The 10,312-nt window shown below is 56.9% G+C and carries 15 protein-coding genes; 8 read left to right on the forward strand and 7 right to left on the reverse strand.

Features of this window, described 5'->3' with window-relative positions; translation table 11 throughout:
- Positions 1-28: 28 nt before the first annotated feature.
- The 5 genes from GC125_RS19790 (at position 29) to GC125_RS20115 (ending at position 2,994) form a co-directional block, all read left to right on the forward strand.
- The gene (locus tag GC125_RS19790) at positions 29-274 is read left to right on the forward strand and encodes a helix-turn-helix domain-containing protein (protein ID WP_199864659.1); all 246 of its coding nucleotides are present in this window, start codon (positions 29-31) and stop codon (positions 272-274) included.
- Positions 275-443: 169 nt separating this feature from the next.
- On the forward strand, positions 444-944 hold the full coding sequence (locus GC125_RS19795) for a hypothetical protein (protein WP_151987386.1): 501 nt from the start codon (positions 444-446) through the stop codon (positions 942-944).
- A 678-nt stretch (positions 945-1,622) separates the two neighbouring features.
- Positions 1,623-1,880 carry a hypothetical protein gene (locus tag GC125_RS19800; RefSeq protein ID WP_151987388.1) on the forward strand — a complete coding sequence of 86 codons (258 nt, stop codon included), beginning with the start codon at positions 1,623-1,625 and terminating at the stop codon, positions 1,878-1,880.
- Positions 1,877-1,999: a hypothetical protein gene (locus GC125_RS20315; protein WP_286165587.1), complete on the forward strand. Its 123-nt coding sequence runs from the start codon at positions 1,877-1,879 to the stop codon at positions 1,997-1,999. Before GC125_RS19800 ends, GC125_RS20315 begins: the two co-directional genes overlap by 4 nt.
- Before the next feature lie 827 nt (positions 2,000-2,826).
- On the forward strand, positions 2,827-2,994 hold the full coding sequence (locus tag GC125_RS20115; RefSeq protein WP_199864660.1) for a hypothetical protein: 168 nt from the start codon (positions 2,827-2,829) through the stop codon (positions 2,992-2,994).
- A gap of 3 nt (positions 2,995-2,997) precedes the next feature.
- Here the strand turns inward: GC125_RS20115 and ligD are convergent, their stop codons facing one another.
- Entirely contained in the window at positions 2,998-4,065 is a 1,068-nt protein-coding gene (gene ligD / locus GC125_RS19805; protein WP_151988114.1) for a non-homologous end-joining DNA ligase, read from the reverse strand.
- A gap of 183 nt (positions 4,066-4,248) precedes the next feature.
- On the opposite strand from ligD, the gene GC125_RS19810 reads away from it, so the two are divergent.
- Together GC125_RS19810 and GC125_RS19815 are read left to right on the forward strand one after the other, a co-directional pair.
- The gene (locus GC125_RS19810; protein ID WP_151987390.1) at positions 4,249-4,644 is read left to right on the forward strand and encodes an MgtC/SapB family protein; all 396 of its coding nucleotides are present in this window, start codon (positions 4,249-4,251) and stop codon (positions 4,642-4,644) included.
- 20 nt (positions 4,645-4,664) lie between these two features.
- Entirely contained in the window at positions 4,665-5,378 is a 714-nt protein-coding gene (locus GC125_RS19815) for an SOS response-associated peptidase (protein WP_151987392.1), read from the forward strand.
- Here GC125_RS19815 and GC125_RS19820 read toward each other — a convergent pair whose 3' ends face one another.
- On the reverse strand, positions 5,379-7,241 hold the full coding sequence (locus GC125_RS19820) for a calcium-binding protein (protein WP_151987394.1): 1,863 nt from the start codon (positions 7,239-7,241) through the stop codon (positions 5,379-5,381). It abuts the gene before it with no gap.
- A gap of 451 nt (positions 7,242-7,692) precedes the next feature.
- Between GC125_RS19820 and GC125_RS19825 the strand changes: the two genes are divergently transcribed.
- The gene (locus GC125_RS19825; protein ID WP_151987396.1) at positions 7,693-8,013 is read left to right on the forward strand and encodes a hypothetical protein; all 321 of its coding nucleotides are present in this window, start codon (positions 7,693-7,695) and stop codon (positions 8,011-8,013) included.
- A 176-nt stretch (positions 8,014-8,189) separates the two neighbouring features.
- Here the strand turns inward: GC125_RS19825 and GC125_RS19830 are convergent, their stop codons facing one another.
- From GC125_RS19830 to GC125_RS19845, 5 genes are all read right to left on the reverse strand, one after another.
- Positions 8,190-8,486 (reverse strand): hypothetical protein, encoded by a 297-nt coding sequence (locus GC125_RS19830; RefSeq protein WP_151987398.1) that lies wholly within the window; start codon positions 8,484-8,486, stop codon positions 8,190-8,192.
- A 2-nt stretch (positions 8,487-8,488) separates the two neighbouring features.
- Positions 8,489-8,959, reverse strand: a complete 471-nt coding sequence (locus GC125_RS19835; RefSeq protein ID WP_151987400.1) for a hypothetical protein — start codon at positions 8,957-8,959, stop codon at positions 8,489-8,491.
- Positions 8,960-9,363: 404 nt separating this feature from the next.
- Entirely contained in the window at positions 9,364-9,495 is a 132-nt protein-coding gene (locus tag GC125_RS20320; RefSeq protein ID WP_286165589.1) for a hypothetical protein, read from the reverse strand.
- The gene (locus tag GC125_RS19840; protein ID WP_151987402.1) at positions 9,495-9,683 is read right to left on the reverse strand and encodes a hypothetical protein; all 189 of its coding nucleotides are present in this window, start codon (positions 9,681-9,683) and stop codon (positions 9,495-9,497) included. The genes GC125_RS20320 and GC125_RS19840 overlap by 1 nt, the downstream gene beginning before the upstream one ends.
- Positions 9,684-9,686: 3 nt before the next feature.
- Entirely contained in the window at positions 9,687-10,031 is a 345-nt protein-coding gene (locus tag GC125_RS19845; protein WP_199864661.1) for a LysM peptidoglycan-binding domain-containing protein, read from the reverse strand.
- Between the last annotated feature and the right edge of the window lie 281 nt (positions 10,032-10,312).

The raw sequence follows: 10,312 nt of genomic DNA on the forward strand, positions 1-10,312 counted from the left end.
GCTATTCGATGACTTGAACGAGGCGCACATGATCACCCCTGAACAATCCAGAGCAGGCCGGGCTTTGCTCGACATCTCACAGCGAGATCTTGCAACAGCAGCGAACCTCGGGGAGTCGACAGTCAGAGATTTCGAAAAGGGACGCCGAACCCCAAGCGTGAACAATCTGGCTGCAATCGAGGCAGCGCTTAAGGAACGAGGCGTCGTTCTGATCCCGCAAAACGGCGGAGGGCCAGGCGTTCGGCTGATAAGTCCCAGCGCCACCGAAGGTTGACCACTCGATAACGCTTGGGGATCCTGTGGCGCAGAACCAGCTCGCCCCATCACGCGTCATCTAGCAGTACAGTGCAGTCACTGCCCCTATTGGCAACGCGGGGTTGTGTGGTAACACCAACTGCGATGGTGGGGGAAATATGGCATTTGTTTGTACGATATCTCCAGGCTTGGCCCTGCATTTGGCGATGATCAAAGGCAACGGCGAATTTATCGTCAGGGCTCCGGTTGGCTATGATGATCAAACTGGACTGGTTTATTCGACGTTTGTGGCTATCGCGCCCATGGCCGCATATACCGACACAAAATACGACTTGTCGTTCGCACTGATTGAAGCCAGCACCGATGGCTCCCATGTAGAGGACAAGCGCGATGGGTTGGCGACTAGACCGGTAATTTCGTCAAACGACGAACGGTCTCTAATACGTGCGGTGATATGCGCATCAGTCAGTCAGATAATTGACGAAGCTAAGCCAAGCGTTGTAAGCATGATGACCCACTCAAGCGGACTGCCGGCGAAAGCTTTACGGAAGTTTGACGAAATTGCGCGAGTGTTTGCGCAACAGGGTTATCGTTCAGGTCGAGCTGACCCATGGAGTGGCCATCATATTTGGATGATGGAAAGGCGCCATCCAGCGGAACAGATTCAGCCTATAGAGGTTGAGTTGTAGAACGCCTTTTGAAAGGTGAGTAAAATGACCGCACCGTTAAATCGTGATGAGCAAATACATGCGATCCGTAACGCATCAGCGACTTACGAAGCTCGTATGAAGAAGTGGCTAAGCGACGCGACGATCCGTGACGTTGTTTCTCAGCCTGCGCCAGGCCAACCCCTAGAGCATGAGTATACAACGTCGGAACGATTAGTCGCTTGTTGCTAAGCTAACCGAAAGGCCCCAATTCGGGGCCTTTTTTTTGCCTTCCACCGAGCCAAGCCGTTACCTTCAGAGGTAAACGTGCCGATCCCCCACATCCACAACAGATTAAAGTCCTATCTTCTGCCATCGAAAAGGATCATGTTCCTATAATTAAGGAGCAGATAATGGGGCGCAGAAAGTGGAGAGAACCGCAACCGGTCTATCTCAGCGAGCTTCGGGAGCTGAGAATTAATCTCGATCTAACGTGCGCACTTTGTGTCCATAGCGGCAGCATCACCGTTTCGAGCTTGAGCCACTTACCCGGCCATCTGACGATGGGAGACCTAGCAAAGCTGACCCGCTGCACGTCGTGTAATAGATTCCGCTGCGCATCGGTGACGCCTGAGTCCCGCCCCTGGATTGCCCACCTGCGGAGAACAGGGCAACATAACCGTCTGCCCTTTTGGGCGTGCTTTGTGCCGGATGGTGACGATGATCAAAAGCCCGACCAGCCCTAAAGAGCATCCTGATAGGCTTCTATCCTGCGAGGAAGCTTTGCAGGAGCAATTCAACAGCCTCATCGATCAGTTCGTTTCTGAAGCCACGTCCGCAGGCTGGGAGGCCGCCGAGGCTGAAGAAGCCGTGCTTTCGCTCGCACAGAGCAGACGTTGGGCCGCGCTGGAAAACGAGAAAACTGCCGGCGCAATCGATGAGGTATGGGAAGAGATGGGCGGGAGGACCGAGCATTGAGCGGCTATGAAAAGGAACCGCAGTACGGCGGTGGCTTTCTATCTCGCAACGAAAAAGCGGTCGTCGTGCTAATGATGGTCAGCTTCTTCGGCGGATGGGTCTGGCTTTCCAGCTGGTAGCGATGAGTAAGGCCCGAACTTTTACGCGTACCGAAATCATGGATGCAGCGCGAGCCGCTGCCGAGACTGGGCTCACCGTCAGGCTCTACCCCGACAAGGTAATGGAGTTTTCACAGCCCGCACTACGCAAGGCGAAAGAAGAGCCCACGCCCGAAGAGTTGCTGGAACGCTGGATTCAGGAACAGGACCAAAAGCGCTGAACGCAAAATGCCCCGGCGATCCACGAAGGACCACCGGGCTTGATGCAGGTTAAGACGACAGCTAATTGAGCGCGGCCGCACGGATAGCATCATCGAGCAGTGTTCTAAATATTCGGGACGGCGGAGCTGTCCTCAGGCTATTTTACTCAGCTGAGTGTCACGGCAAATGAAGGTGGTGGCGGCAGCAGTCGATGAGCACACGCAACATCGTGAGGAGGATGCCGTGGCGATCCTGGTCCGAGACTGGCGTTAAGCTTGAAGCCATCGTCATACCGAGAAGAGCAGTGCAAGTCACAGCAGCGACGCCCATTAGCGTAGCTCGATACAGCCCTCGGAAGGTTTTCCAGCTAAGTGCCACCATATCGTGAGGGCCGTCCTCTGGTCCCAGTTGCGACCAGAACCGATGGTACACGGCACAGTTCCGATAAAGGTGCCGCTTTCAACATCAGGGTTAATATAGTCAGCGACTTGTGCATTTTCGACGCATAACTGCCGAACGATGTGGCTATGGCGTCTTACCCGGTATCGCTTTTAGTGTATCAGGAGTCAGACAGACACTGAGCGGCGACATGGCTAACCCGGATCGGCGATTCAGTGCTCTGAAGGTCCGCACTGTGAAGATGACATATGACCCGGCCAGGCGCGGTGGTGACAGCGCCGATGAGATCACGTTTCGCGGATCTGGAATATGTTGCCACCAACGACAACGGCGGCATGTCGACGAAGAAAGCTGCGGTGTATGCTTTCGCGTCGATCGCAATGAGCATTGCTGGCCTTTACTGGCTGCTAAGCTGAACTTCAGGCTTTCGCGACGTCATCGAGGCTGAACACCTCGATATGATCTTCCGGATCGCGCAGCCCTTTGAATGAGGCATGCCGTAGCTTCCCGTCGCCGGTCCATGCGCGGAACTCAATCTCAGCAGCCAGCTTCGGCGGGACGAAGACCGCGCCTTTCCGCTTCAGTGAGATGCTCGGAGAGGCTACCTTCATCGAATCGAGAAGCTCCTTGAACGACACGGCCTGCTCGTAGGAGAAGCCCGTGCCGACTGAACCGACATAAACCGGTTGCCCATCTTTGAGCGCGGCCAGCAGCAGATTAGCGATCGCGCCACGAACCTTTGTTGACGGTTCATAACCGACCACGAGGAAGGTCTCGCGCTGGACGCATTTGATTTTGAGCCAGTCGCCTTTGCGGCCTGATCGATACGGTCGATCGCGCTGCTTGGCGATGATGCCCTCCAAGCCCATTTGACACGCGACCTGGAGAAACGCAGCGCCATCAGCCTCCACCTCTTCAGAAAGCCGAATCGCTTCGCTCCCATCACCCAAGATGCTTTTGAGTCGGTGACGTCGCTCCTCCAGAGACATCTGGGTAAGGTCGTGTCCGTCGAAATAAAGCAGGTCAAAGGCGTAGAAGATAACCTCGCCACCCGCGACGCGCTTGCCGCCACGGCCGCCCAGCGAACGCTGGAGGGCATTGAAGTCCGACCTCCCGTGCTCGTCCAGAACCACGGCCTCGCCGTCGAGCACGATCGAATTGACTTCGATAGCCTGTACCGCGGCAACAAGCGCAGGAAAGCGGTGGCTCCAATCGTGGCCGCCGCGCGTGAAGACACTGACTTGGTCGCCGTTGCGGTGTAGCGCAAGACGGTAGCCATCCCATTTTACCTCAAAAACCCAGCCGGGTCCCTCGGGAGGGGATCCGGCCAGCAATGCGAGGCACGGCTCGATCCGTTCCGGAAACGGGTCAAACGGTAATTGAGGTTGAAGCGGATCTCGCGAGCGCCGCGGCTTGCTGCGCGCGACAAAGCCAGGATCGGCGTCAAGTCCCACAGACCGGGGCGGTTTCGTTGTTCGGCGAGCCATCAAACGATTAGGCTGCAAGATGATTAAAAATTCGGCCGATTGATGATGAACCAAGCGCCCGGCATTCGAGTTCTGCCCGCCATGTGCGATCATGCACGGTCAGAGAAATTGGGATGGGGTTATGGACGCAGTCTGGGCTGAAATCGTCGCTACGGGTGAAGAGTTCAACGTACTCCCCACCTATTGGCATTGGGCATAGCCTACATCCTGGCGCTGCCGATCGGATGGGATCGAGAGAAGACGGAGCGCAGCGCTGGACTGCGCACGTTCCCTCTCGTTGCCATCGCCGCCTGTGGATTCCTTCAGGCCGCTGAGACCATCACGCAAGGCAGCCCTGAAGCAACGGCTCGGGTCGTCGAGGGCATCATCACCGGCATCGGGTTCATCGGAGGCGGCGCAATCTTGGTCGTAAAGTCGTCGGTGAGGGGAACAGCAACAGCTGCCAGCCTGTGGGCCACTGGGGCGATCGGAGTTGCGGTCGGCCTCGGCACCTATGACATCGCGCTTGTCATTTCGATCGTGACGTTCTTTACGCTTCGCGCGCTGACTTCGCTGAAGCCCACTCCCAAAACCGACTGAAGCAAGGCATCCTGGTCGCCATGTGCAACCTCTACTCACTCACCAAGGGCCAGGCCGCGATTATCGAGCTTGCCCGTGCCATGCGCGACCAGACGGGCAACCTCCCGCCCCTGCCCGGCATCTTCCCCGACTATCCAGCGCCGATCGTCCGCAATGGAGCTGACGGCGAGCGTGAACTTGTCACGGCCCGCTGGGGGATGCCGTCGCCGCAGTTCGTGCTGAAGGGCAAGAAGGTCGACAGCGGCGTGACGAACATCCGCAATGTGAAAAGCCCGCATTGGCGGCGCTGGCTCGGGCCGGCCAACCGCTGCCTCGTGCCGTTTACCAGCTTCTCGGAATACGACACGATCGACGGCAAGAAGGTGCCAGTCTGGTTTGCTGCAGATGAGAGCCGGCCGCTTATGATGTTCGCGGGGATCTGGACGAACTGGACGAGCACCAGGAAGATCAAGGAAGGCGAGATCAATGCCGACCTTTATGGCTTCCTCACCTGCGAGCCGAACGAGGTCGTCGGCGCAGTTCACCCCAAAGCCATGCCTGTCATTCTGACGACGGCAGAAGAAGCAAATATCTGGCTGCGGGCGGATTGGGCTGAGGCGAGTGCGCTGCAACGGCCATTACCGGATGATGCTTTGCAGATTGTGGCCCAGGGTGAGCGCAAAGACGACCACAGTCACACTTCCAACAGCGGGGGCCAAAAGACGTCGGCAACCAGGTTCGATCATTTACCCTGACTAAGCGATGATCCATTCGTCGGAAAAGGTGTGACGGCCCTCCCACACACCGTATTGCAGGTAGTGATAAAGAGGATTCAAATCGGCATCTGCGACGTCTGAGTATGCCTCGAGATAGCCGCGGGAGGAAAACCCGTCATAGGTGTTCCTGCCCTCTTCCCATCCAAATTCGTCGAAGTGAGCAAATGGATTGATTTTTGCTGCGGCGACGTCTGGATTGAAGAACAGATAGAACTCGGTGTCAAAAAGCGCGTTCGGATCTCTGCCCTCTTTCCATCCAAAATTTTCAAAGTGTTCACGAGCATCGATATCTGCCGCTGCGACATCAGGATTGGCGAGCAGGTAGAACTCACGGTCAAAACCATCTTCTTCGATGCGCTTGCCGATCGCTTCATAGATTGGGCGACCTTCAGCAGCACCGGCAGACAGATAATGGCTCAACGGATTGATACCGGCGCTCGCAACGTCGGGGTTGCGAAGCAGATAAAGTTGCGTATCGAATTCACTCGAAGGGTCGCGACCCTCACGCCAACCATGAAGCTCGTAATGTACCAATGGGTTCACGCCAGCTCGTGCGACATCATCATTGGCTCCCAGATAGCCGGTGGTGCTAAAGAGCGCATTCGGATCTCGTCCTTCGCGCCATCCCCAATTTGCAAAGTGAAAATCAGGCGAGCTCTGGCCCGAGTCTGCCTGCCAAACGTCCGGGTTTCTTGAGAAGTAATACAGGCTGCTTACGAGCGGAGTGGAGTCGTTTTCAAAAACGATGCCGTCGCTAAACCAGAAGCGATCAATCTGATCCAGCGTATCATTCGCATAATTGCTGCCAGGTGTCCGCGAAACGACGTAAGTCCTTCCGGAAATGGTATTGAGGAAGTAGTCGCTCAGACTGCCTGCATAGACAGCAGTGTCAGAACCTTCTCCGCCCACCAGGTAGTTGAACCCCTGCCCTCCGATAAGGACATCGTCACCGGCGCCGCCGTCGATATAGTCATCGCCTTGCCTGCCATAAGCAATGTCGTTACCTGCACCCATAGCGATCTGATCTGCCTGCCGACTGCCAAGCAAAGTCTCGTCTTTACCGTCGCCAACATACATCACACCTGAAAAGCCATCGGGGACGATGGTCCGCAGTTCATCTGTCTCGACCTGTCCGTCCGGCCCTGAAAAGCCAAATCCGGTATATTCGTGAACTCGAAAGGCAAGGTCTATAAGATCGGCGGTGCTCTCTGGCAGGTCGCCCTCTTCAACAAGATCATCTAAGAATTCTTGGGCGACGAGATCACTGGCCTCCATCAGCTCCTGTGCTGAAATCTCACCATTCAGAGCCATATCAAGCAGAGTGAACTGCTGATCCAAATGGCCTGCTATGAGTTCATGAAGGGACTGTGCTGCGAGAATTTGCTCGCTTCTCTCAAGCGCCAGCCGCAAGACGGCAAACCCTCTCGTATCGGCGTAGGATTTGAGCTCTTCGATCGTTGTTTCCATAAGATGATCAGGAACATCGATACGAAATTCATCCGGTAGAACAGCGAAGTCCGGTACCGAGAGCACTCCCCATTTTTGGCGAGTAACGTTCACCATTCCACCGTCGAGGCTTTCCCTTTCGTAGCTGATTTTTGCTGTCTCGTAGTCGGATGGGCGCGATGTTGTAACTCGACCGAGCGCGAATTCTGAATAATCGAAAGAAGATTCCCGTTGTCCATTCTGCCAGAAGCCTGCCTGCACCTGATATTTGGAGACAGCTGTCTCGTAATTTCCAATAGTAAGGCGTGGCGCGGCCATGTTGATGTTCGACCAATCTGGGGGCCTGTCCTGAAGCAACGCGACATGAGTGATCTCGTAATACCATAACTGAGCCATGTCGATTGAACTCCCCAAAGCAGCTGCAAGGGTGCTGCGGCGTCACCATCCCCGTTTAGACATGAATTCTGACCTCAACCGCGCCCATTTGCAATTACTATTCGTCTGTGCTGAGTAATCGGGGCTCAAAGAACTGAGAGCCTAGAGAGACTATTTGCGCTAGTTCGTTGAAAAATCTTAAAAAGAGGTAGTTTTCGCCCCTCGTGCGGCAGTTACTATATTCGCTGCCGAGCCTGCAGCTCGCCATGGACCTCCGATAGTTCCATTATCTTTGCACAGCTACCGGGCTGGCTGTCGAACGCGACAAACGCCCCGGCAGTCCGCGAAGGACCACCGCGGCTACATAAAGCGGGGTCTAGGATCGATGGGCCGGATTATAGATACCGGGCGGAGGTTTAAGCCCCAGGGCGAGCGAGGTCGACGCCAGCTTTAGAAAAAGATATGGGGGAGAATGAAAAAACTCCTCACTTTCCTCCTCCTCCTCCTTCTTCCCACCCCCGCCCTAGCAAATCCATCGCTCGAGGATGCCGTAGAGCGCGGATACAACGTCCGATACGCCGCGGTGACCGATGCGACGCTCTCCAACGATCGGTATGTGGCCTATGTGATCTGGTACGATGCTGATGAGTGGCAGGAGTCGAGCAGACGTCTTTGCGATGATCATGGCGATCTCATTCTCGTGAAATCGGCGTCCCTCGGAACTTACGTAAAGTCCCAGCGCAATATCTACGATGCCATGATTGAGGAAAGCAGAAACTATCACTGTGAGTGAAAGGGCGCCGTGCCGCGCCTTCTCTCCGGTCACTTGTTGAAGTTCGCCCGGAAAAGACACTTTCGCCCAAAACTGGGCCAAAGTTCCGAGCGGCCGGGGGCGCCCAGAACGCAAAAATGCCCGCCGCCTCCGGAGAGACGACGGGCTTGTTTATTTTCTCGACTGATCGGTAGACGCTAAGGCGGGCGGCGTGTCGGCTTCCGAGCCTCCTCCTTCTCCATCTGCTGCAGGATCTTGTCGATCGTCTCGCTCATGTGATCCTGCTTCTTGTCGGCCAGCAGCTCAGCCGCATCGGCGATACGCTCCAGGTTCTCTGAAATCCTCCGCATCGTCTCTCGATCGATGAAGAGACCCGCAGTGGCCTCATGCGGATCGGTCTGCTTCCTCCCGTTCGTCTTGAAGTAAGTGAATGTGGCGATCAGCACGCCTGCGATGACCGCACCGATGGCAGTCCAGGGCTCGGTAGCATCCATGTCTAAGCAGCCTCGTCAGCAATCTTTGCGTCCCTCGCAGCTCTGCCAATGTTGATGAATTCGAACATGCAGAAGACAGGCCAGGCCGCGAGCCATGTGGACGGTGACGTGGCCGTGATCATGTTCGACATCCAAAACGAGATGGATATCTGATACCAGAAGATCATGCTGACCAATGAAAGGAGCACCCGCATATGTGGGGTTCTCCGGTAGGCGCCATTCCAAAGCAGGACGCCGATCCGGCCGGCGCCCAGCAGGAAGCAAGTCCATGCCCATGTCTCTTGGCTCATGAGCGATTCGAACTGGCTGTATTGCGGGAGCGCGAACAGCTCCGGATTATTCCAGAGGATCGGGCCCCACATCATAAGTGCGATTGCCAGGAGCCATTCGGTGCCCCGGGCATAGACCGAGTCCTTCAAGCTTCGCTGGACGTGTAGGAGGATCATCTTCCATCTCTTTTCTGCCCCGCGCACGACGCCCCCGTCTACTGGCTGCAGGCTGGTAGAGACCGGCAGGTGGCGTTGTGGCTGGCCACCTGCTCGGCAAACGGTCGATCGTTCGTGATGATGAATGATCGAGTAGCTGGGGAAGGCGTCAAAGCGCTGAAGCCTGCCCCGTCATTCACAGATGGATCGCTCTGGCACCCATAGGCCACCAAGAGCAGAGCAAAGCTCAGCATCCGACAAGCGACCAATCTCTTCATCCGTCGCGTTCCTTTCCCTTATTAGGTCCATGGACCGTTCCAATGCGGCGGCTCTTTCAGCCTCTCGGCCTCGCTCATACGCTTGAGGCTGAAGGATGAGCGCCGACGCGCCGAACATGAGAAGCGCGCTTATGAGGCCGCCAAGCCCGATCTTGATGCCGTCGAAGAGGCCGATCATAGCGGGCCTCTCCACCAGTCGAAGTTGTCGAATGGGTCGGGCCGGCTCCGGGCCTTGATCCAGCGGAAGAGCGCGATCGCCACGAAGACGACGACGCCGAAAACCACGAGGATTGTGAGCGGTTCCATCAGGTTGCCCATCCGCGCTTTTTCGCGAAGACATAGACCCGCTCGATGACATAGCCGCCAACCACCGAGGCGGCGACCGTGGCCACGTTGACGACGTCCGGGTCACGAGACAAGGCATCGCCAACCGCGAGCCCGAGCATGCCGCCCACGCCGTAGCGCAGCGCAATCCGAATTGCTGGTCCCATCATTTCCTACGTCCTCCGAAAAGCGCGGAGCAGAGCCGCGATAAGGCTTGCAAGGGTGCCGCCGCCGCCCTGCCCGTCTGGAACAGCAGCGCCAGGCACAGGGTCAGGATCAGGCGCGACATTGATGCGGTCTCCGATGTCCAAGATGTCGCCGACGGCCGCGTCGTTCAGGGCCAGCAGCTCAGGCACCGACAGGCCATGCTCTTCAGCGATGCCCCACCAGGTGTCGCCCTTCTCCACGATGTGGATGCGGTCTTCGGACACGCCGGGCGTGGTGACGGGAGCCGTCGGCGGGACGGGCGTCGGCGCAGGACGTGGCTTGTGCTGGACGGCTGCCCACCAGCGAGCCACGTCGAAGCCTGGGCACTGCGTAGCGGCGAGATCGCGATGGCCGACTACCTTGGCGCCCGGGTGCCGCTTGAGAATGTCACGGATGAGGGTAACCAGCGCCGCGATCTGCTCAGGCGTCCGATTGTCGACGCCGACATTCGCCCCGGTCGCCCGGTGAGCTACCCCCCGATCCCTGGACAGATTTCGGCGTGACTTAAGCTACTGCCTGCACCTGCTGATCGGTTTCGATGCTGGTGAAGTAGATCACGGCGGGCGGCTGTCCGCCATGGGCGGCGTGTGGC

Source organism: Rhizobium sp. EC-SD404 (genome assembly GCF_902498825.1).
In the GTDB taxonomy this organism is placed as follows: Bacteria; Pseudomonadota; Alphaproteobacteria; order Rhizobiales; family Rhizobiaceae; genus Georhizobium.